We start from the raw sequence: 22,214 nt of genomic DNA, 5'->3' as shown, positions 1-22,214 counted from the left end.
CCACTCATGTCGTTCGTGTGAGACATGCCTGAAGCCACGATTCGGATCACGCTGTGCCAGTGAGGACGTCGGTCAGATCGGCGGGAATCGGCATGGGGGTCATCAACCCTGCAGCGACGCGGCCGGTGTTGCCTTCGGGGTAACCCCCGAGCGCGGAACCGGGGGCAGCAACCATGATCCGGATGATCTGCCCAAGGGCTTCGCGACGGTCGCGTTGACGCACCGCGAGACCGAGCATGGCGAGGTGATTGCGAGTGTGCGGCCACGGGTAGGGCTGCGACAGGATGTGCGCGCGTTCGAGATGGGTCCACCGCTCGGCTGCAGTGTGAGTGTGTCGAGCGGCGGTCATCTCCGCGGCATACCAGGCTCGGACAGTTGCAGGCATTGGACTCATGGAAGGCCCTTCAGGAAGAAAAGGATTCTCGTACCCCAGGATTCGACGCAGGTGCCGCCGATCCGGAGATTGTCAGGGGGCGAGCGCGTCCGGCGCGGACCCCGTTGGCGATCACGATGATCTCGGCGACCTCGTGAACCAGGACAACCGCCGCCAGGCCGAGTACCCCGAACAGCGCCAGCGGCATCAGGACGGTGATGATCGCCAGCGAGAGGCCGACGTTCTGCAACATGATCGTCCGTGACCGCCGGGCATGCTGCAGGGCTTGCGGCAGGTGCCGCAGGTCCTCACCCATCAAAGCGACGTCGGCGGTCTCGATGGCCACGTCGGTGCCCATCGCGCCCATCGCGATCCCCAGATCGGCGGTCGCCAAGGCGGGGGCGTCGTTGACACCGTCGCCGACCATCGCCGTCGGCCGCGTCTTGCGGAGGGTGTGCACGATGCGGGCCTTGTCCTCCGGACGCAGGTCCGCGTGCACCTCGTCGATACCGACGTCGGCGGCCAACGCGCGTGCGGTGCGCTCGTTGTCGCCGGTGAGCATCGCCACGGTGTAACCGTCGCGGCGTAGCCCAGCAACCACGTCGCGGGCCTCGGGGCGCAGTTCGTCGCGCACCGAGATCGCCCCGATCAGGGTGCCGCCGCGTTCGATGAGCACCGCGGTGGCTCCGGCGTGCTGCATCCGCTCGATATCGGCGGCGAGGGGGCCGGGGTCGATCCACCCCGGCCGGCCCAGACGGGCGGGGGTGCCGTCGAGGTGTCCGGTCAGTCCGGCGCCGGGGACCGCATCGACGTCCTCGGCTGGTGTGTAGTCGTCGACGGCGGCGAGGATCGCTGTGGCGAGGGGGTGTTCGCTGCGGGCCTCGAGTGCGGCGGCGACGTTCATGACGTCGGCGCGGGTGGCGTCGCCGGTGGTGGCGACGTCGATGACCTCGGGTCGGTTGCGGGTCAGGGTGCCGGTCTTGTCCAGCGCGACGGTGCGGATACGGCCCAACGCTTCGAGGGCGGCCCCGCCCTTGACCAGGACACCGAGCTTGGAGGCGGCGCCGATCGCGGCGACCACGGTCACCGGGATCGCGATGGCCAGCGCACACGGGGACGCGGCAACCAGCACCACCAGGGCGCGTTCGATCCACACCAGCGGATCACCGAACACGCTGCCGATCGCGGCAATCAGCGCCGCGGCGACCATCACCCCCGGGACCAGGGGTGTGGCGATCTTGTCGGCCAGACGTTGGGCCTCGCCCTTGCGGGACTGCTCGGCCTCGACGATCTTCACGATCTTGGCCAGCGAGTTGTCCTCCGCCCGGGCGGTGACCTCGACCTCGAGCACTCCGGTGCCGTTGATCGAGCCGGCGAACACCTCGGCGCCCGGTCCGGCCTCGACCGGGACCGATTCCCCCGTGATTGCGGAGGTGTCCAGGGCGGTGCGCCCGGTGCGGATGGTGCCGTCGGTGGCGAGCCGCTCCCCGGGTTTGACGATCATGATCTCCCCGAGCACCAACTCCGCTGGGGGAACGGTCTGTTCGCGGCCACCGCGCAGGACGGTGGCGGTGTCCGGGACCAGATTCAGCAGGGCGCGCAGGCCGCGGCGGGTGCGGGCGACCGCGTACTCTTCGAGACCCTCGCTGATGGCGAACAGGAAGGCGAGCATCGCGGCTTCGCCGACCTCGCCGAGCAACACGGCGCCGACTGCGGCGATCGTCATCAAGGTGCCGACCCCGATCTTGCCGCGGGCCAGACGCATCAATGTGGCGGGGACGAAGGTGTAGCCGGCGACGATCAGCGCCACCGCTTCGAGGCCCGTTCCGAGAGCATCGGGCCCACCGGTCACGTGGACGGTCAGGGCTGCGATCAGCAGGAGGCCCGCGATGGCGGCGGCTCGGATCTCGGTGACCTGCCACCACTTGTCGGGCTCGTGGTCGTCCTCGCCCTCGGGGCGGGGTTCGTCGGGGCCGCAGCCGCACGCGTCACTCATGGCTTTTCTCCGGTGTCGCTGCCGTAGTTGGGGCACAGCGCGACGGCGTTGCCGGTGGCGGCGAGCAGGGTTTCGGCCGAGGCGAGCAGGTCGAGCAATTCCGGTCGGGTCAGCGAGTAGAACACCTGCCGGCCCTGCGGGCGGCCTTGCACCAGGCCGCAGTCCCGCAGGCATGCCACGTGCGCCGACACTGTCGATTGCGCCAATCCCAGCTCGCCGACCAGGTCCGCTACTCGGGATTCCCCGGCGGCGAGGCGGCGCACGATGGCCAGGCGGGTGCCGTCGGAGAGACTGTGGAACAACGCTGCTGCAGAGTCGAGACTTTCACCGAAGCAGGTCGTCGCTCGCTCATTCATCGTCATAAAACGATGATATTGAGGAAACATGATTAATCAAGCGGAGGGAGCGGGACAACGCGCGTTCTACTCCGCCAGTGCGGACTCCGACAACGGTCGCGAATGATGACGGCTGGCGGATTCTCGGACCGGCTCGTCACGACTCAAGGGACGTTCACAGACTGGCCGGCTGGCTCCCAGCCTGGAACGGCCAACGGGTCGCATGCCAGTTCTGCCTCGCGGGAGGATCGCCTTGCTCAGACTGTCCAGGCCGGTCGCCAGGTCCTCGCACGGGAGAGCCGATCGTGTCGACGAATCGACGGCACAGCTCGTCGAGCACCTCGGTGATGGGCATGTCGGTGGTGCCGTAGCGCAACTGTCGGCTCGGCTGAAGGTCGGCGAGGGCAGCGAACTCGATCAGATTCTGCTGGGCATGACACAGCTTCGCCGGTGCAGCGAGGACAGCAGCGTCACGCAGGTCGTATCGGCAGAACGGTCTCACACGCCCCGGGCGTTGCGGTTCGCGAGCATGGCGCTGCGGGCACTGCCACGGCGGGGCCAGAGCGCTCATCCACGCCGTTCCTGTCCACGGCACCTGACCGCAGCCTTCGCATGTCGACTGCAGATACACCTGGTGGCGTACACAGAGCGGCAGCAGCGGATTGGCCCAGCCTGCATGCCACCACGGATCGGGTTCGGCCAGGCATCGGGCACAGAAACGCGATCCTCCCCGGTCGGGCCGAATGTGGCGGTGGTGCACCAGGTACCGTGCCGCGGCGGCATCGATCGGCCGGCCCCACAGGGCGGCGCGCAGGTCACCGGCAGGGACACCGAGGTGAGCGGCGATCCACCGAGCGTGCAGGCTCAGGTGCTCGAGAACGAGGTGATATCCGGTCGGGCTCCGCGGCACACGGAGCTCGCGCAAAATCTGGATCGGGGTCAGTTGGTAGCGACAGCCGACGCGCATCAGCCAGCCCGGCAGATACTCGGCGGGATGTAGTTGCACGGTGATCGGCCACCGGTCGACTCTTATCGTGGCCATAGTGGTTCCCCAACCACTGAGCCGGCCAGGGCGGGACCAGCCGGTATCAGCCGGTGCGGGCGGCGGATTCGCTGGCATTGTCGACGGTCGCGGTCGTAATCAACTCAGCAGTGACGGCTTCGACGCCGGTGACGATCGCGAGATACGAGATCCGGTCGAGCAGATTCGTCAACGACGCGATCCGCCCCTGGGTGCGGCGGTGCAGCAGCCGAGCATGCTCGCACAGCATCCCGTCATGGCTGCCGGCGAGGGTGAGGTGTTCTTCGGCGGTGCGCAGCAGCGCGAGCCAGCCGCGCATCCCGGTGTCGGTGTCGATGCTGAACGGGGCAACCGGGCAGCGGGTGGCGCGGCGGCTGGTCTGGGCGTAGACGGTGTGCTCGCCGAGCAGGCCTTCGTCGAAGAAGCGTTTGGCGGTCAGATTCACCCCGACGTAAATGAAGGTAGCGGCCATGTCGTTGGCCAAACCCTTGAGATGGTTCGATACCTCCAGGCCGTTGCGGTGCCGGAAGTCGACGAAGTGCAGATCGTCGAGCACGATCAACCGGGTACCGCAGGAGGTGACACAGTCCACCGCCAAGGCCCCGAGTTTCGAGGTGGAGGCACGGTCCACGGCCGGATGGCCGTAGAACCGCAGGATCTGCTGATTGAGGCCTTTGAGGGTGACCCCGGCGCTGAGCGGGATGAACGCCACCGGCCACCGTTGATGCCCCTCCACGGTGAGGGGTCCGTCGCGGCGCAGAACTCGCCGGTGGACGTCGCGGGCATAGCGGGTGGCGATGGTGGTCTTGCCGAGGCCGGGTTCGGCGTCGATGACCACCGAGCCGCGCAGCTTGTCGCCGTCCCGATACGCCGAGGCCATCACCTGATCGCAGATCCCGTAGGCGGCGGCGAGTTGGCTGGTCTTGATCGTCGGCAGGTTCGCGTTCCACACCATCCGGGCTTCGTTGTAGTCCTCGAGCTCCTCCTGCGACAGTCGGGACATCGCGGTGCGGGAGAGGACCTCGAACGGTTCACGCGGTGGGGCGGTGACGAAGGCGTGCCAGCCCTGTTTGCGGGAGAGCTGGTAGCGGACAGTGCCATACGTTGCCAGCCAGGTGGCCCAGGGGTTCATTCGTCGAACACCTCGAACACGTCTTCGTCGGGATGCTCCGCGTAGTACCGGTCGAATACGTCGACGTCGTCGACCACCTCCAACCGTTGAGTTCGACTGGTGGCGAGTTCGTCGAGCAGCTCGGCGACGCCCGGCACGGACGCAGTGTCGCGTTCGTCGTCGATACCGGACTGCTGTCCTTCGGTTTCCGGATGCGGGCGGTGGGCACTGAGTCGGCGGGCCAGGGCGCGGTCGCGGCGTGTCGCGACGTCGTCTCGGCTCCACGCGAGCAGCAGATCCCGTACCGCGGCGGCGGGATCGAAGTGGCGATGCTCGCGCACGGCGATGCGTTTGGCGTAGTCGGCGGCGTCCCTGCTGAACGGCTGGTTCAGGCAAGCGCCGTGCTCCCACACCAACTGATGCCAACGGTGGCTGTCCGGGTCCTGGAACCAGGCGTGCCGGATGTCGTGATTGTCGACGAAGATCGGCCACTTGCCGGCGTGCACACCGCCATACGGCGAACGGGTGGTGCGATACAAGGTGAGCCCGGATCCGTCGTAACGCAGTCCGTCGACCTCGACGCCGTAGTGCTGGATCGTACGCCAACGCACATCGAGGAACTCATACGCCAGATCCGGATTCGCCGGCAACAGCAGACCACCCGATTTGGCGACCCCGATCTCGAACATCTCGCTCGGCGAAAACCCCACCCGCGGCAGTTCCGGCACGCACAGCCCGTCATGTCGGGTGTGGTGATAGACCCGGCCCACCCATTCCCGGATGATCTGCTCGAGTTCGCTGGCGTAGTAGAACGCGGCGTCTTCGACGTCTTTGCCCCGTGAGTACACGTCCGGGCCCTTGTAGGCGGGCAGGTGCTGTAGCAGTGATTCGCGCAGGGTGCGGAAGAAGCGTTCGACGGTGGGTTTGTCGGTGGGCTTGTGCGGGATCGCCGGCTGAACGGTGATACCCAGTCGGGCGCAGACTCCGATCACATGAGAGGACAGGTACTGCTTGCCGTGATCGACGACGATCGCCTCGGGCAGACATGCCGGTAGATCCCCGACGCGTCGCTGGGAGATCCCGTCCGGGGACTCGGTGCCGACGAGCAGGTTTCGCGGCACCCCGTGATACGGCCAGAGTTGATCCGCAGTCGGGTCGGTGTCGCGGGCGGGAGTGATGCACTGGTACAGCACATTCGCCACGTCCTGGGACCGCGTCGATAGCGGTGTCAGGCGCAGTCCGAGGATGCAGCGGGTGAACAGGTCCATCGCCACGGTCAACTCCACCCCAACCCAGCGCATGGTGACCGGTTCCATCGCGAACACATCCAGCGCGGTGGTATCGAGCACCACGTACTCCCCCGGACGGGTCGCGCGCAGTCGGCCGAGGACACCGCGGGGCCGGTCCGCCACCGACCGCCGGCCTTTCGCGCTACCGAACGCGTGCCGCCCCTTCGACAAGGTCTTCACCCGCCGGTATGCCGTGCTCAGGGAGGGCAACGGCACCATGCCCGGCCCGAATTCTGCTTCCAGGTCCTTGGCAACGGCATCGATGACCGCGCCGATCGTCGGGGTCGAGACGGTGACGTACCTATCGAGCACCCGCACACATGCTGCGTCCCACCGGTGATCGACACTGGTGGCGTAGCGGCTACGGATCCGACTGTCCGTGAGTCCGGCAACTCCTGCCGCGCGGTATCCGGCGATCCAGCGGTACAGGGTGCGCACAGAGACGTGAAGTTCCGCCGCTCTGGTGGCCAACACCGATTCGAGTTCGGCGCCGGAGGTCGCAACCTCGGTCAGGATGCCGCGGACGTGTTCGGCTCGTGTTTCCAGTTCCTGAATCTGGGTTGCGGTCAGCGAGGAGAGCACTACGGCAGCAGGGTCAGCGGAGGCGGTGTCGTCCGGCGGTGAGATCGCTGTTCCCCGTGCCGCGATCTCGGTGACCGCGACACGCTGCATCCGCTCTCCGGACCGGAGGGTGACATCGTGTCCCTGCAGCGCCACGACTTCCCATGAGCAGCCGTCGAGCCAGACCTTGATTCCTGCACGTAGTTCGACGATGTTGGTCACGGCGTGCTCCTTACACCGGACACCTGCGACTGTCCGGACAGCGGCACCGTCAGGTCCACCGACCACAGACCGGACCACAGCTTCGCCAGCACCGCGATTCGCGAGCCGGGCCTGTTCACCGATGCGGCGAGGTCGTCGAGGGTCATCCCGGGCACTGCGACGCTGTCGAGTGCCCTCATCACCGCGGGGTCGATCCACTCGCTACGACGAGCGCCCCCGAGGATTCGGAGGTTCGCCAGCACTACTGGGTTTGCACCGGTCCACACTTCATACGACCAGCCCCGACTCGAACACAGTCGTTCGGTCCAGGCGAACACCTGCGCAACTGCGTCGCGACGGGCGAACTCGGCGGGTTTGACGTCGACGACCGTGAATCCGCCGTCTGTGCGTTGGAGCAGCAGATCGGGCGCATGCCGACGCATGGTCTTCCCGTCCGGGCCGCACAGCCACATCGGCTGTGCGGCGATCCGCACCACTTCCGGTGCGTAGTCCGCCAGCCACAACCGGTCCAGTTCGAGTCGGCTCTCGTAGAGGACGTGGCCACGGTTGGTGGCCGACCAGAACATCCCGGAATAGTGGCGCTGATGGGGGTGACTGCGGACTTTCCGTACCGGCAGGCCCAGGATCATCCGATAGGGATCTGCCGCAGCGAGGGTCGTCGCGACAGGATCACCTGATTCCTGCACGTACCTGACCTCAACCTCGCTGGTCCGGGGCACTTTTTCAGGGTCCCGCTACTGACACGAATTTGAGAAACCGACACGCCGCTGACAGGCGACTGACATGAAATTGAGAAACTGACACCGAATCCGAGAACCTACAGCGCGGGCGGCATCGTGGTCACCAAGCTCGGAGAGCACATCGGCGCCCGGATCGATGGCGTGAAACTTTCCGGCGCCCTGTCGCCGGAAACGGTCGAGGCCATCCGGTACGCACTGGCCGCGAACAAAACGATCGTCTTCCAGGAGCAGCAACATCTCGACGACGAGTCCCAGTGGGCATTCGCGGGACTCCTCGGCACACAGACGCAGTCGCACCCGACGGTCCATTCGAAGGGGACGCGCCTGCTCCCCATCGAAGGCGCCGCGAACAGTTGGCATACCGACGTCAGCTTCGTCGATCGAATCCCGAAGGCCTCGATCCTGAGAGCTGTCACCATCCCGCCGTACGGAGGTGCAACGACGTGGGCGTCGACGACCGCCGCCTACGAACAGCTTCCTGACGCTCTCAGGTCGCTGGTCGACAATCTGTGGGCACTGCACACAAACCTGTACGACTATGCGGAGAAATTCGACGCCGGAAGTTCGACACCTGTCGATGAGCGCAGCCGGTATCAGGAGGAGTTCCGGCGCAACACCTACGAGACGATCCATCCCGTCGTCCGTGTCCACCCGCAGACCGGGGAACGCTCGTTGCTCCTCGGACACTTCGTCAAGGAGTTCGTGGGGTTGAAGTCATCCGAGACGGCCGCACTCCTGCAGCTCTTGCAAGCACGAGTTACGAAACTCGAGAACACCTTCCGCTGGGCCTGGTCTCCGGGCGATGTCGCGATCTGGGACAACCGTGCCACGCAGCACTACGGAATCGCCGACTTCGGCGATCACACCCGTCGCCTGCACCGCATCACGCTCGCGGGCGACTTGCCGGTGGGGGTCGACGGAACCGGGAGTCGCGTAGTGCAGTGGGACGCGTCGGAGTACTCGGTGGTCGAGACGCCGTCGCGCCTCCCGGGATTCGAGCACGCCTGACGTCGTTGCCCGAGAGGATGGTTGGTGTATCGAAATGTCGACCACCAACCATCATTCCCACCCCAGTTCCGGCAGCGAGGTCTACGCTCGTGGCTACCGGCCTGTCCCGGAGAACCAGGCGTGCCGAGGGCGGGTGCCGGGGAAATGCCGCACGTCGGCGCCGCGGTCGTCTCGGAGGTTCGTCCATGAATCCGGTGGTGGTGGAGGCTCGAGCAGTAAGGCCATATCCCGAGCGCCGCGCCCGCAAGGGGGCGGTGCTCTACAAACTCATCACGACGACCGACCCGAAAACGCTCGGGATCATGTACATCGTCACGGCGTTCACCTTCTTCATGGCGGGTGGGCTGATGGCGATGCTGATGCGCACCGAGCTCGCGTTGCCGGGCATGCAGTTCCTGTCGAACGAGCAGTACAACCAGCTTTTCACCATGCACGGCGGCGTGATGTTGCTGCTCTACGCGACGCCCATCGTGTTCGGCTTCGCCAACTACATACTTCCGCTGCAGATCGGGGCTCCCGACGTTGCTTTCCCGCGGCTGAATGCGTTCAGTTACTGGCTGTTCCTGTTCGGCGGACTGATTGTCCTGTCCAGCCTGATCACACCGGGTGGAGGTGCCGACTTCGGCTGGACCTCCTATATGCCGCTCGCCAATGCGATCCATGCACCCGGGATCGGTGCAAATCTGTGGTTCGCCGGTCTTGTGATCGCAGGTCTCGGCACGATCCTCGGTGGTGTCAACATGATCACCACCGTCGTCTGTATGCGGGCCCCCGGCATGACGATGTTCCGGATGCCTATCTTCACCTGGAACATCTTCATCACCATGATCCTGGTGCTGTTGGTGTTCCCGCTGCTCGCGGCCGCATTCATGGGGGCATTGGCCGACCGCATCCTCGGCGCGCACGTCTACGACCCCGCGACCGGCGGTGTGCTGCTCTACCAGCACCTGTTCTGGTTCTTCGGGCATCCCGAGGTGTATGTCGTCGCCATTCCGTTCTTCGGGATCGTCTCGGAGATCTTCCCGGTCTTCAGCCGTAAACCGGTCTTCGGATACTCGGGCCTGGTCTATGCGACGATCGCGATCGCCGCGCTGTCGTCTGCGGTGTGGGCCCACCACATGTACGCGACCGGCGCGGTGCTGCTGCCGTTCTTCTCGTTCATGACGTTCCTGATCGCGATCCCCACCGGCGTGAAGTTCTTCAACTGGATCGGCACGATGTGGAAAGGTCAGGTCACCTTCGAGACTCCCATGTTGTTCTCCGTGGGCTTCCTCATCACGTTCCTGTTCGGAGGCCTGACCGGCGTCATCCTTGCAAGCCCACCGCTCGATTTCCACGTCCACGACACCTACTTCGTGGTGGCGCACTTCCACTACGTGCTGTTCGGCACCATCGTGTTCGCGACGTATGCCGGTATCTACTTCTGGTTCCCGAAGATGACGGGCCGGATGATGGACGAGCGGCTCGGTAAGTGGCACTTCTGGCTGACGTTCATCGGCTTCCACACCACCTTCCTGGTGCAGCACTGGCTCGGTAACGAGGGCATGCCCCGCAGGTACGCCGATTACCTACCGTCCGACGGGTTCACGACACTCAACACGATCTCCACAATCGGCGCATTCGTCCTCGGTGCGTCGACGCTGCCGTTCGTGTGGAACGTGTTCAAGAGCTACCGCTACGGGCAGGTCGTCACCGTCGACGACCCGTGGGGTTACGGCAATTCACTCGAATGGGCCACGACGTGCCCGCCGCCGCGCCACAACTTCACGGAACTACCGCGTATCCGGTCGGAACGCCCGGCGTTCGAACTGCACTACCCGCACATGTCGGATCGGATGCGGGCGGAGTCCCATGTCGGTCCGGGTTCGCACAAACACAACGTGGCGGTGCTCGAGGGCGCCGATCGCACACCGCCCGACGCCTCGTACGACCGGCATTGAGTTATTACCGGACGCCCCACGTGCCGAACGAGTCGGAATCGCCGCCGATCATGAGCGCCCACGCCTGATCCATCACGTCCTCAGTGGGCTGCCCGAGCACGGTCAGTGCGGCGGTCGCCAGAGTTTCGGGAAGCTGCGCGTCGATCGCCGTGTCGACCTGCCGGTCGGCGCGGATGTCGATGATCGACTCCACGAGCCGGAACGGTAGCTCGACGCGTGGATCGCAGGCAGCGTCAGCTCCTCCGCCCAGCACCTCGACGGCGAGGTCGCGATAGCGACGTGCAAGTCGTAGACGGCTCTGCCGGAAGGTCTCGAACGATTCGCTGCGGACCTCCGGAAGCATGTACAGCGCGCCGAGATTCCACCGTCCAGCGCACAGCTGCGCGGCGTCGAACCATGCGAGTGCGCACAACAGCACTGCGGCCGGCGTGGAGTCGTCGAGGCTCTCGTCGAACTCGACGGTCGGAGCAATCGTGGCATCGAGGAGCGTGGCGAGGATGTCGTTCTTCGTCGCGAAATGGTTGTAGAGCGAGGCCTGCCTCATTCCGACGGCATCGGCGATCTGTCGCGTCGTGGTGGTTGCGAAACCTCGCGTACTGAACAGTTCTGCGGCGGCGTCGAGGATTTCCGCGCGGGCAGTGTTGCCGGGACGTCTGGGGTTCGTCAGTCGGGGTCGGCCCGGCCCTGCTCTGGTCACATCAACACCATGGCACAGCGAGTTACTGTGCCACCCAACCGGATCAGAGTGTGAACATTGCGTCATCCAGCCGAAACATCGGCCACATACTCGTTACGCCGGGGACATCCTCCGAAGATGCGGGCCTTGAAAACTGTCAACCGACAGTTTCCCGCCGCCACGAATCGGAGCGCCATGACCGAGACCCTCGCGACAGCCACGACGCACGCCGCCCGAACCCATGCACGTGCCCAGGCCGGAACCGTCTCCGACGGCATGCCGGTCGTGCCTGCGTCTGCGTGGCCTACCCCGCCCAACGGGCGCCGTGTATCGATGACCTGGGCCGAGACCGTGCCCGGCGGCCGCTACACGAGCAAGGTACTTGCCCGCGGCACCCGGCTGCGTCTGCGGGATCTCGAGGGCGCCGCGTGTGCTCATCTACTGCTCTTCCGCGCCGACGCACCCCACGAGAGGCTCAACGTCGCCGACACCGTCAAGGTGCCGTGGCAGGCCTACCTCGGCACCGGGCATCCGCTGCTCTCGGATCAAGGACGCGTACTCGCGACCGTCGTCGCCGACACCTCGGGCCACCACGACGCTCTGTGCGGCACGAGCCACGCGGCAGGAAACACCGCGCGATACGGCGCCGGTGCGCTGCATTCGTCGTCCCCTGCGGGACGTGAACTGTTCAAGGTCGCCGCCGCCAAGCACGATCTGCAGCCCCGCGACCTCCCGCCGTCGCTGTCGTTCTTCCACGGCATCCGCGTCGAGGATGACGGTGCGCTCACCAGCACCGGAACCGCCGGCGCCGGCGTGTATGTGGATCTGCTCGTCCACCTCCCGGTCATCGCGCTCATCGCCAACACCGCGCACCCTCTCGATCCCCACCCTGAGTTCGTCACGACCCCACTCGAAGTGACCGCATGGCGCGCACCCGGCGAACTCGAGTCGGTCGATACCACCGAACCCGAGTACCACCGCGCGGTGCTCAACACCGAAGACGCCTGGGCCGCTGCTGAATCCGGAATGGAGAACTGACCCATGACCGCAACCCTCGATACTGCTGCACTCGTCCCCGGAACCGTCGTGCTCGACGACACCGTCGCACTCCGTGGTCCGTGGTCGACGGTCGTTGCCGCAGGTGACGTGCTGACCATCGTCGACCTCCATGGAAACCAGGCCGTCGACACCCTCATCTACGACGCCCACGACACCACCTCGCGGTACAGCGCGCCCGCAACTGTTGCGGGGCAGGGTAACCTGTTCCTCACCACCGGATCGGTACTCCGCGACGCCGAGGGCGAACCTCTCATGACGTTGGTCGGCGACGAGGTCGGCAACCACGACACCGTCGGCGGTGCCTGCTCGCAGGAATCCAACACCCTCCGCTACGGACACCACACCAAACACCAGCACGCCTGTGTCGAGAACTTCCTGATCGAAGGTGCCGAGTGGGGCCTCGGCAAGCGGGATCTGGTCTCCAACATCAACTTCTTCATGAACGTGCCCGTCGAGGCCGACGGCACCCTCGGCATCGTCGACGGGCTCTCCGCACCCGGCAAGCGTCTCGCCATCCGGGCCGACCGCGACGTGTTGGTGCTCGTCTCCAACTGCCCGCAGATCAACAACCCGTGCAACGGTTTCGATCCCACACCCGTGCGGATGATCGTCACACGCACACAGGAGGTGTGAGTTCGCCATGACCACGAAGATCACCGTCGAACGCCCGGGAATGCTCACCACCGTCCAGGACTACCCGGGTCGCGCCGGCTACTGGCAGATCGGTGTGCCGCCGTCCGGTCCGATGGACGACTTGTCGTTCCGCCTCGGCAACATCGCTCTCGGAAACGACGAGGGCGTATCCGGCCTCGAATCCGCAATGGTCGGTCCGGCCCTGCGATTCACCGAGGACGCTGTGGTGTGCGTGACGGGCGCCCCGGTCACGGTGCGCATCGACGGTGAGATCGTGCCGCAGTGGCGGCCCGTCACGGTCCCGGCGGGCGGACTGCTCGACGTCGGAACGATCGAGGGGCCAGGCCTGCGTGTGTACGTACTGGTGGCCGGCGGCCTCGATGTCCCTGAATTCCTGGGCAGCACAGCCACCTTCACTCTCGGGACATTCGGTGGTCACGAGGGGCGCGCACTCCGCGACGGAGACGTGCTGGTCGTCGGCGACATTCCGTCGGGACGGAGCGCTGCAGTGCCCTCCGAGCACATCCCCGCCCTCACGACGCACTGGCGGATCGCCGTCACCGAGGGCCCGCACGGCGCACCCGAGTTCTTCACCCGCGCCGACATCGACACCCTCTACGCCACCGACTACGAGGTGCACTTCAACTCCGACCGCACCGGCGTCCGGCTCGTCGGCCCGGTACCGGAATGGGCCCGCACCGACGGCGGCGAGGCCGGACTGCACCCCTCGAACATCCACGACAACGCCTACTCTGTCGGCGCACTGGACTTCACCGGCGACACCCCGATCCTCCTCGGACCCGACGGCCCGAGCCTCGGCGGCTTCGTTTGCCCGGTGACCGTGGCGTCCGCCGACCGTTGGAAGCTGGGTCAGCTCGCCCCCGGCAACACGATCCGGTTCGTGCCGGTGCGGGCGGAGCACGTCGCATCCCGCCGTGCACTCGGAACCGCGCGTCGCGCAGGGTTGTCGCTGGTCACCTCCAACGGCGGAGATGGCGACGATGGCGTGCTCGCCCGTCGCGACGGCCACACCGCCGTCACCTACCGGCGCAGCGGCGACGACAACGTGCTCGTCGAATACGGCGACATGGCCCTCGACCTCGGTCTGCGCGCCCGCGTCCACGCACTGCACCAGCGACTCGACGCCGATCGCCCCCGCGGCCTGCTCGAACTCACCCCGGGCATCCGGTCTCTGCAGGTCAAGGTCGACCCCGACCTGCTGCCCGTCAAGGCCTTGCTCGGGCACCTCGCGGACGTCGAGGACACTCTCGGCGACAGCGATGAACTCGAGGTTCCCAGCAGGCATGTGCGGCTGCCGCTGTCGTGGGACGATCCCGCGACGCGTGAAGCCATTCAGCGCTACATGCACGGGGTGCGTTCCGATGCGCCGTGGTGCCCGTGGAACATCGAGTTCATCCGCCGAATGAATGGCCTCGACTCCGTCGCCGACGTGTTCGACACCGTCTTCGCCGCCGAGTACATGGTGCTCGGGCTCGGCGACGTCTACCTCGGCGCACCTGTCGCGACGCCGCTCGACCCGCGGCACCGACTTGTCACCACGAAGTACAACCCCGCACGCACCTGGACTCCGGAGAATGCGGTCGGGATCGGTGGTGCATATCTGTGCATCTACGGAATGGAAGGCCCGGGCGGCTACCAGTTCGTCGGACGCACCACGCAGGTGTGGAACCACCGGCATCCACAACAGGCCGGTCCGTTCGAGGACGGCACACCGTGGCTTCTACGCTTCTTCGACCGGATCTCCTGGTACCCCGTCGATCCCGAAGAATTGCTCGACCTGCGCGCCGACCTCGCCGCGGGTCGCGGTGGGGGAGTGGAGATCACCGCCGGCACATTCTCTCTCGCCGAACACCGGAAGTTCCTGGTGGACAACACCGAATCGATCGACGCCTTCCGGCGAATCCAGTCCGTGGCGTTCGCGCAGGAGCGTGCACGGTGGAAGGAAGGCGGCGCGTGACAGTCGCTACGTCGCTCTCGGGAACCCGTTTCGAGCGCACCCTGCTGAGCAGACCGGAGCATCCGGACGACACGACGACTCGCGTCACCTGGCTGCAAGGACGCGCATTGTACTGCGATCTTCGACAGCCCGCTGCGCTACCGAAGATCGACGCACCCGCGCTTCGTGCCCTGGGTGTCGGCGACCTCCTCGTGCTGGCCGAGCAGGACGGATTCGCCGGCCCACTGTTCGACAACGGCGACCACGTCGAATGGGGCCGCACGGTCGCGCTGCACCCGGCAGGCCCGACACCGGACGCCGGCGCTCTGAATGCGCTCGACCACGGCACCCTCGTCGAGCAAGGCATGTTCGAGGACTACATCGAACACTGGCGGATCGCGGCCACCTCACAGGACATCGACGAGTACCTGCTCGAGGACCTCGACACCGGTGCACCCGGAGTCCTCGTGCGCGTGGGCGGTGACTTCGCATTCGCCCGGGGCCGTACCCGCGTGCTCGACGGTCCCTTGCTCGAGCAGATCCGCGGAGCCGCCGGTCTGCGCGCGGTACAAGAGCTCTTGGACTGTGAGATCGCGCTCGGCGTTGTGCGCGACGAGCAGTGGATCATCACCGCCTCCAGCCTCCCGTATCGGGTCGGTGCACACCTGAATCCGGTGTTCGGCGACCGGGTCGGCACTCGCGACCACGACCTCGACGGGAATCCCGTCGTGCGGAACTGGCAGCGACTCGACCCCGACTCCAGGAGAATCCCGTGACCTTCACCAGTATTCCGGTCATCGACGTCACCGCTCTCATCGTCGGCGCGGAGGAACGCGACGCCGTCGTCGACGAACTCGGCCGAGCAGCCCGCGAGGTGGGCTTCGCTCAGATCATCGGTCACGGAATCGATCGCACCCTGATCGACGAGCTGAAGGGCGCAGCCGAGCGATTCTTCGCAGAACCGGACGACACGAAAATGTCCGTGTACATCGGCAATTCCACCAATCATCGTGGATATGTCCCGGCAGGGGAGGAGGTGTTCGCGGGAGCCACCCCCGACCACAAAGAGGCCTACGACCTCTCGATCGATCTCCCGGCCGACGACCCGGATTATCTTGCGGGCAATCCGTTGCTCGGACCCAACCAGTGGCCCGCGCTCGACAACTTCGCCGGCCCCGTCACCGCCTACTACGACGCGATCTTCGGTCTCGGCCGAGTCATCCTGCGCGCCTTCGCCGAAACTTTGGGTGAGCCGGCGGATCTCTTCGATCGATATGTCACCACCCCACCCGCACAGCTGAGGATGATCCACTATCCGCACGACCCGAGTGCCGACGACCGGCCGGGTATCGGTGCCCACACCGACTACGAGGTGTTTACGCTCCTGTTGCCCACGGCGCCGGGACTCCAGGTCGTCAACGCCGAGGGCACCTGGATCGACGTTCCGTACCGCGACGACGCATTCGTACTGAACATCGGTGACCTACTGGAGATTTGGACCAACGGGATATTTACAGCGACGTCACATCGGGTGCGTAAGGTAGCCGAAGAGCGTTACTCGTTCCCGCTCTTCTTCAATGTCGACTACGACACGTGGGTCGAACCCCTGGATCGATTCGTCGGTGGAGACGGTCCGCTGTACGACGGTGTAAGAGCGGGCGAGCACCTGTTCGCGCAGACCGCCCAGAGTTTCGTCTATCTCCGTCGCCGTCTCGCTGATGGTGAGATCGCTCTTCCTGACAATGCACGCCCTCTCTACTCGCTCGGACGCGAAGCCCAACGCAGCGCTCCTGCCGTCTGACCCTCTCGATGGAGCTGTCATGATCATCACCGGTGTCGCCGTGTGCCTCGTAGTTCTGCTCGGGGCCGGTTTCTATTCCACTCGCAAAGTTCGCGGAGATACCGGGAACTTCCTCTTGGCCGGCCGCTCACTGGGCGCGCCCGTCATCGCGGTCCTGCTCATGTCGCAGGTCATCGACTCCAACGCGACCCTCGGCAGCGCAGACCTGTCCGCCGCATTCGGTTTCTGGGCCGGCGCTGCGATGCCACTGGGTATTGCAGTGAGCGTGCTCCTCGTGGGCCTGTTCTTCGCGAAGAAGCTACGCGCTACCGGAGTGGTGACCCTTCCCGAATACTTCGGGCAGCGGTTCGGGCGAGGCACCGAGATCACCGCGTCGGTCCTTACGGTGGTGAGCTTCGGGATCCTGCTCGCGGGCAACCTGGTCGCGCTGGGCTACCTGCTCGAATACTTCCTGGGCCTGAACTACACGATGGCAGTGCTGGTGATCATCCCGTTCGTGCTCGCCTACACCATGGCCGGTGGGATGTTCGCCAGCGTCTACACCGGCATGGTGCAGTTCGGCGTCATGGTGGTCGGGATCATCTCGCTCCTCCTGTGGGTCGCGGCCGGACCCGGGTTCTCCAGCCCCGAGGGGCTCGGCATCGGAAACCTGGGTCAGCTCACCGACCCCGCGCAGGGCGCGGCGATCAACTGGGCGACGATCGTCGCGCTCGGACTCGGCAACCTCGTCGCGATCGACCTGATGCAGCGCGTGTTCTCCGCCAAGTCCCCGCATGCCGCACAACGCGCGTGTTTCTCCGCAGCGACGGGCATCCTGCTGCTGTGCGTCCCGTTGTCGTTCGTCGCACTCGCCGCGGTCTCCATCGTGGGGGACAGCGCCGCCGACGCCCCGATCCTGTACGTGCTGCTCGGCCAGTACACGCCGCAGTGGCTGTCGATCCTCGTTCTGTCGGGTCTCGTCACCGCGTCGCTGACGACGATCAGCGGAATCCTGCTGTCCACCGCGACCGTGCTGGTGCGCAACATCTTCCGGGTCGGTGGTGAGCACGCCGGGATGTCGTCGGACGTCATGAAGGCGACTCGCTGGGCGATGCTCCCGATGGCGGCGCTCGGTGCGATCGTCGCACTGCGGGTCCCGCAGACCGGCATTCTGCTCACCCTCACCTTCGACCTGCTGCTTGCGTCGCTGGTGGTGCCGTTCATCCTGGGTCTGTTCTGGACGCGCGGTGACGGCGTTGCCGTCGCCGCCGCCGCGGTCGCCGGTATCGGGGTGCGCGTCGGGTTCTTCGTCCTCACGCCCACGATCTACGGCGTCGACAACACCCTGCTGTACATCCCGAACGATCTCGTGACGGCCGACGTCGATGGGTGGACGACGTTCCTCGCCGTGATCGTCTCGCTGTTGGTGTACGTGGGTGTTGCGATGGTGCGCCGCAGGATGCCGCACCCGGCTCCGGACCCGACCGTTCCCGTGACCGAGCCGGTCAAGGTCCCGCTGTCGGTGTAGCCCGCAGACAACTTCGTGCGCGGTTCCGGTGGTCAGGATCACCGGAACCGCGCACGAGTGTGTTGAGTGTCAGGCGGACGCGGCCTCGCGCTCGGCGACGAGGTTGAGCGCGATGTCGACGATCATGTCTTCCTGACCGCCGACCAGCTTGCGCTTGCCCGCTTCGAGGAGCAGCGTGCGCACGTCGATGTCGTAGCGTGCCGACGCCGCCTCCGCGTGACGCAGGAAGCTCGAGTACACGCCGGCGTAACCGAGGGTGAGGGTTTCACGGTCGACGCGCACCGGGCGGTCCTGCAGCGGACGGACGATGTCGTCGGCTGCGTCCTGCAGTTTGAACACGTCGCAGCCGTGCTTCCACTCGTACAGGTCTGCGACCGCGATGAACGCCTCGATCGGGCAGTTGCCCGCACCGGCGCCGTGCCCGGCGAGCGACGCATCGACGCGGTAGACGCCCTCCTCCACCGCGATGACACTGTTCGCCACCGACAGCGACAGATTCTCGTGGGCGTGGATACCGATCTCGGTGCCCTCGTTCAGGATCTCGCGGTAGGCACGGACGCGGTCGCGCACACCGCCGAGGGTGAGGCGTCCGCCGGAATCGGTGACGTAGACGCAGTGTGCGCCATACGATTCCATCATCTTGGCCTGCTCGGCGAGCTCCTCGGCCGGGGCCATATGGCTCATCATCAGGAAGCCCGAGACATCCATGCCGATCTCGCGGGCGGTCGCGATGTGCTGCGCGGAGACGTCGGCCTCCGTGCAGTGCGTCGCGATGCGGACCGAGCGGACACCGAGATCCCAGGCGCGCTGCAGATCGTGGACGGTACCGACACCGGGCAGCAGCAGAGTGGTCAGGCGGGCGTTCTGCAGCACCTCGGCTGCGGCCTCGATCCACTCCCAGTCGGTGTTCGAGCCCGGGCCGTAGTTCACGGAACCGCCTGCGAGGCCGTCGCCGTGAGCGACCTCGATGGCGTCGACGCCAGCGTCCTCCAGTGCGGAAACGATGCGCTTGACGTCGGCGGGGGTGATCCGGTGACGCACTGCGTGCATGCCGTCGCGGAGTGTGACGTCCTGAACGAAGACGGTGGTGTTGCTCATCAGGCGTTGTCCTTCTTCTGTGCGATCCGCTCAGCGATCTGGAGTCCGGCGGAGGTCATGATGTCCAGGTTGCCTGCGTAGGCGGGCAGGTAGTGGGCAGCGCCCTCGACCTCGAGGAAGATCGAGACCTGGTGGGTCGGGCGGTTGCCGTCGACGAGCAGCGTCTCGACCGGCTGGTCCTCGGGGATCTCGGTGATCTGCACCTGCTGCTTGAGGCGGTAGCCCGGCACATACGCCGCGACGTCGCCGACCATCTTCTCGATCGACTGACGAATCTCGTCGTGGGTGGCCGGATCCGGTGCGTCGACGAGGCAGAACACCGTGTCGCGCATGATCAGCGGCGGCTCGGCCGGGTTCAGGATGATGATGGCCTTGCCGCGACGGGCGCCGCCGACCGTCTCGATTGCCGACGACGTGGTCTCGGTGAACTCGTCGATGTTCGCGCGGGTACCGGGGCCGGCCGACTTCGACGCGATCGACGCGACGATCTCGGCATACGCGACCGGCACGACGCGGGACACGGCCGCGACCATCGGGATGGTGGCCTGACCGCCGCACGTCACCATGTTCACGTTCTGCGCGTCGAGGTGCTCGTCGCCGTTGACGGCGGGAACCACGAACGGGCCGATCGCGGCGGGCGTGAGGTCGATCAGACGCTTACCCAGCGGTGCGAGACGCTCGTTGTTCGCGACGTGCGCCTTCGCGGAGGTCGCGTCGAACACGATCTCGATCTCGTCGAAGTTCGGCAGGTTCACGAGGCCTTCGACGCCTTCTGCGGTGGTGGGCACCTTCAGGCGCGCTGCCCGGGCGAGGCCGTCCGACTCGGGGTCGATGCCGACCATGGCACCCATTTCGAGAACCTCGGAGGTGCGCAGAACCTTGATCATGAGATCGGTGCCGATGTTGCCCGATCCGATGATCGCAACCTTGGTCTTGCTCATGCTTGCTTTCCTTCCACGAAACGGGCTGTCACGGTGCCCAGGCCGGACACGGTGACGGAGACGGTGCTGCCTGCGGAGACGGACGCCATCGGGCCGAGAGCACCCGAGAGGATCACCTGGCCGGCCTTCAGGGGCTGGCCGAGTTCGCGGGCGGTCTGTGCGAGCCAGACCACGGCTTGGATCGGGTCGCCGAGGCACGCGGCACCGTTTCCGGTGGAGACCTCGGTGCCGTCGATCTCCATCGACATGGTGACCTCGACGGGTTCGACCTCGTCGAGGGTGCGGCGCTCGGTGCCGAGAACGTATACGCCGGAGGAGGCGTTGTCGGCCACGGTGTCGCCGAACTTGATGTCCCAGTTGGCGATCCGGCTGTCGCAAATCTCGAGAGCGGCGACGGCGTACTCGATGGCCCCCCGCACCTGGGCGGTGTCGAGCGGGCCGTCGACCAGGTCGGCGCCGAGCACGAACCCGACCTCCCCCTCCACCTTCGGCTGGATCAGCAGGTCCATCGGAATGTCGGCGCCGTTGTCGAACGCCATGCTGTCGAACAGCACACCGAGGTCGGGCTGGCCGACCCCGAGCTGTTCCTGCACGGCCTTCGACGTCAGGCCGATCTTGCGGCCCACGACGACGGCGCCGGCCTGCGTGCGGCCGTCGTTGAAACGCTGCTGTACCGCGTAGGCCGCGACGAGATCGCTCTCGCCGATCAGGTCGCGGATCGGGGCGGTCGGGGTGCCGCTCGCGGCAGCGGACACGAGGCGGTCCGCTGCGGCGGCGATATCCGCCTCGCTGACCGCGGTGGTGTTCGTGGGGTTGCTCATGACCTCTACTGTCCTGCGTCGAGGCCGCGGGCAACAATGGTTCGTCTCACTGAGCGATACGCTGTTTCTCGTGACGCCCAATCTGGACACCGTGCTCGGCAAGGCGGTGACGATCCTCCGTGCCTTCCGCCCCGACGACAATGTTCTCCCGCTGGCCGAGATCGTCCGGCGCACCGAACTCCACAAGGCGACCGTGCACCGTCTCGCCGGGGAACTGGTCGCGAACCGATTGCTCGATCGGGTCGACGGCGGATACCGCCTCAGTGGGGGGTTGTTCGAACTGGGGATGCGGGCCTCCGTCGAGCGCAGCCTGCTCGAGATGGCGATGCCGTTCCTGCAGGATCTCTACGAGCGCACTCACGAAACCGTGCATCTGGGGGTGCGCGACGGACTCGATGTCGTCTACGTGGTGAAGCTGGGCGGCCACCGTCAGGCGAAGTCGCCGTCACGGACCGGTGGTCGAAATCCGTGGTACTGCACCGCAATCGGTAAAGCGTTGCTGGCCCATGCGGACGCCGAACTCGTCCACGAGGCACTGACGATGCCCAAGGTCCGGCGCACGCCGCACACGATCGTCGCTCCCGGCATTCTGCGCATGCAACTCGAACGGGTCGTCGAAACCGGTGTCGCATTCGAGCGGGAGGAATCGGCGCTGGGCATCACGTGTGTGGCGGCGCCGGTGTTCGGAATCGACGACGAAGTGGTTGCGGCGATCAGCGTCACCGGCCCGACCGGCCGATTCACTCCGGAGGCCCACGTCGCCGCTGTGCGCGCAGCGGCCGAAGGGCTCCGTAGCACCGTGGGGCGTCGCGAACGCCTGCGCTGAACCGGACCCACATACCTAGCAGACCTATGTACCTAGATCTGCTAGGGCCACCTCCACCCCTAGAAGTGCCAGGTATAGGAGGGTCATGTTCATCGACAAGGACCTCGTGGCCGCGTCGGCCACGCCCTTGGTGCTCGGGATTCTCGCCGAGGGCGAGTCCTACGGCTACGCGATCATCAAACGTGTCAACGAACTGTCGGACGGTCGCATGCAATGGACCGACGGAATGCTGTATCCGCTGCTGCACCGGCTCGAGCGCGCCGGCTGCATCTCGGCATCCTGGTCCACCGGCAGCGCAG

At 66.1% G+C, this 22,214-nt stretch carries 20 protein-coding genes and 1 pseudogene; 10 read left to right on the top strand and 11 right to left on the bottom strand.

Annotation, left to right across the window (positions count from 1 at the left end; translation table 11 throughout):
• Window positions 1–46: 46 nt before the first annotated feature.
• The 7 genes from HCA61_RS07165 to HCA61_RS07135 form a co-directional block, all read right to left on the bottom strand.
• On the bottom strand, window positions 47–394 hold the full coding sequence (locus HCA61_RS07165) for a DUF3703 domain-containing protein (RefSeq protein ID WP_054720545.1): 348 nt from the start codon (window positions 392–394) through the stop codon (window positions 47–49).
• A 10-nt stretch (window positions 395–404) separates the two neighbouring features.
• Window positions 405–2,369 (bottom strand): cation-translocating P-type ATPase, encoded by a 1,965-nt coding sequence (locus tag HCA61_RS07160; RefSeq protein WP_169687516.1) that lies wholly within the window; start codon window positions 2,367–2,369, stop codon window positions 405–407.
• Window positions 2,366–2,731 (bottom strand): metalloregulator ArsR/SmtB family transcription factor, encoded by a 366-nt coding sequence (locus HCA61_RS07155; protein ID WP_169687515.1) that lies wholly within the window; start codon window positions 2,729–2,731, stop codon window positions 2,366–2,368. Before HCA61_RS07155 ends, HCA61_RS07160 begins: the two co-directional genes overlap by 4 nt.
• A 148-nt stretch (window positions 2,732–2,879) precedes the next feature.
• On the bottom strand, window positions 2,880–3,746 hold the full coding sequence (locus tag HCA61_RS07150; RefSeq protein WP_072738915.1) for a TniQ family protein: 867 nt from the start codon (window positions 3,744–3,746) through the stop codon (window positions 2,880–2,882).
• 46 nt (window positions 3,747–3,792) lie between these two features.
• Window positions 3,793–4,857 (bottom strand): ATP-binding protein, encoded by a 1,065-nt coding sequence (locus tag HCA61_RS07145; protein WP_059384188.1) that lies wholly within the window; start codon window positions 4,855–4,857, stop codon window positions 3,793–3,795.
• A complete protein-coding gene (locus HCA61_RS07140) occupies window positions 4,854–6,908 on the bottom strand; it encodes a helix-turn-helix domain-containing protein (protein WP_172506154.1) in 2,055 nt (684 codons plus the stop codon). The genes HCA61_RS07145 and HCA61_RS07140 overlap by 4 nt, the downstream gene beginning before the upstream one ends.
• A complete protein-coding gene (locus tag HCA61_RS07135; RefSeq protein ID WP_059384187.1) occupies window positions 6,905–7,627 on the bottom strand; it encodes a TnsA-like heteromeric transposase endonuclease subunit in 723 nt (240 codons plus the stop codon). Before HCA61_RS07135 ends, HCA61_RS07140 begins: the two co-directional genes overlap by 4 nt.
• A gap of 78 nt (window positions 7,628–7,705) precedes the next feature.
• On the opposite strand from HCA61_RS07135, the gene HCA61_RS07130 reads away from it, so the two are divergent.
• Complete coding sequence (locus tag HCA61_RS07130) at window positions 7,706–8,656, top strand: TauD/TfdA family dioxygenase (protein ID WP_206039815.1); 951 nt, start codon at window positions 7,706–7,708, stop codon at window positions 8,654–8,656.
• Between the two features lie 185 nt (window positions 8,657–8,841).
• Window positions 8,842–10,596 (top strand): cytochrome c oxidase subunit I, encoded by a 1,755-nt coding sequence (gene ctaD, locus HCA61_RS07125; RefSeq protein WP_169687514.1) that lies wholly within the window; start codon window positions 8,842–8,844, stop codon window positions 10,594–10,596.
• Between the two features lie 4 nt (window positions 10,597–10,600).
• Here the strand turns inward: ctaD and HCA61_RS07120 are convergent, their stop codons facing one another.
• Entirely contained in the window at window positions 10,601–11,293 is a 693-nt protein-coding gene (locus HCA61_RS07120; RefSeq protein WP_346777509.1) for a TetR/AcrR family transcriptional regulator, read from the bottom strand.
• 174 nt (window positions 11,294–11,467) lie between these two features.
• Between HCA61_RS07120 and HCA61_RS07115 the strand changes: the two genes are divergently transcribed.
• From HCA61_RS07115 to HCA61_RS07090, 6 genes are read left to right on the top strand one after another with little or no spacing between them, the layout of a single operon-like run.
• On the top strand, window positions 11,468–12,310 hold the full coding sequence (locus HCA61_RS07115) for an urea amidolyase associated protein UAAP1 (RefSeq protein WP_169687512.1): 843 nt from the start codon (window positions 11,468–11,470) through the stop codon (window positions 12,308–12,310).
• A gap of 3 nt (window positions 12,311–12,313) precedes the next feature.
• Window positions 12,314–12,964, top strand: coding sequence for an urea amidolyase associated protein UAAP2 (locus HCA61_RS07110; RefSeq protein ID WP_169687511.1), 651 nt, complete (start codon window positions 12,314–12,316; stop codon window positions 12,962–12,964).
• 7 nt (window positions 12,965–12,971) lie between these two features.
• On the top strand, window positions 12,972–14,942 hold the full coding sequence (locus tag HCA61_RS07105) for a 5-oxoprolinase/urea amidolyase family protein (protein WP_169687510.1): 1,971 nt from the start codon (window positions 12,972–12,974) through the stop codon (window positions 14,940–14,942).
• On the top strand, window positions 14,939–15,697 hold the full coding sequence (locus tag HCA61_RS07100) for a hypothetical protein (protein ID WP_346777508.1): 759 nt from the start codon (window positions 14,939–14,941) through the stop codon (window positions 15,695–15,697). The genes HCA61_RS07105 and HCA61_RS07100 overlap by 4 nt, the downstream gene beginning before the upstream one ends.
• Window positions 15,694–16,722 carry an isopenicillin N synthase family oxygenase gene (locus tag HCA61_RS07095; RefSeq protein WP_169687508.1) on the top strand — a complete coding sequence of 343 codons (1,029 nt, stop codon included), beginning with the start codon at window positions 15,694–15,696 and terminating at the stop codon, window positions 16,720–16,722. Before HCA61_RS07100 ends, HCA61_RS07095 begins: the two co-directional genes overlap by 4 nt.
• Window positions 16,723–16,741: 19 nt before the next feature.
• A complete protein-coding gene (locus HCA61_RS07090; protein ID WP_169687507.1) occupies window positions 16,742–18,229 on the top strand; it encodes a sodium:solute symporter family protein in 1,488 nt (495 codons plus the stop codon).
• Between the two features lie 69 nt (window positions 18,230–18,298).
• On the opposite strand, the gene dmpG is transcribed toward HCA61_RS07090, so the two are convergent.
• The 3 genes from dmpG to HCA61_RS07075 are packed head-to-tail and all read right to left on the bottom strand — an operon-like array spanning window position 18,299 to window position 21,089.
• Entirely contained in the window at window positions 18,299–19,327 is a 1,029-nt protein-coding gene (gene dmpG, locus HCA61_RS07085; protein ID WP_169687506.1) for a 4-hydroxy-2-oxovalerate aldolase, read from the bottom strand.
• Window positions 19,327–20,268, bottom strand: a complete 942-nt coding sequence (locus HCA61_RS07080) for an acetaldehyde dehydrogenase (acetylating) (RefSeq protein ID WP_169687505.1) — start codon at window positions 20,266–20,268, stop codon at window positions 19,327–19,329. Before HCA61_RS07080 ends, dmpG begins: the two co-directional genes overlap by 1 nt.
• A complete protein-coding gene (locus HCA61_RS07075) occupies window positions 20,265–21,089 on the bottom strand; it encodes a fumarylacetoacetate hydrolase family protein (protein WP_169687504.1) in 825 nt (274 codons plus the stop codon). The genes HCA61_RS07080 and HCA61_RS07075 overlap by 4 nt, the downstream gene beginning before the upstream one ends.
• Window positions 21,090–21,159: 70 nt before the next feature.
• Between HCA61_RS07075 and HCA61_RS07070 the strand changes: the two genes are divergently transcribed.
• Together HCA61_RS07070 and HCA61_RS26780 are read left to right on the top strand one after the other, a co-directional pair.
• A complete protein-coding gene (locus tag HCA61_RS07070) occupies window positions 21,160–21,915 on the top strand; it encodes an IclR family transcriptional regulator (protein WP_346777507.1) in 756 nt (251 codons plus the stop codon).
• A gap of 85 nt (window positions 21,916–22,000) precedes the next feature.
• Window positions 22,001–22,198 (top strand): annotated as a pseudogene (locus HCA61_RS26780) (PadR family transcriptional regulator); the annotation flags it as partial.
• Between the last annotated feature and the right edge of the window lie 16 nt (window positions 22,199–22,214).

The organism is Rhodococcus sp. HNM0563 (assembly GCF_012726195.1).
Classification (GTDB): domain Bacteria; phylum Actinomycetota; class Actinomycetes; order Mycobacteriales; family Mycobacteriaceae; genus Rhodococcus.
The sequence above is the reverse complement of the archived record's forward strand: the minus strand, read 5'-3'. Positions and strand labels throughout refer to the sequence as shown.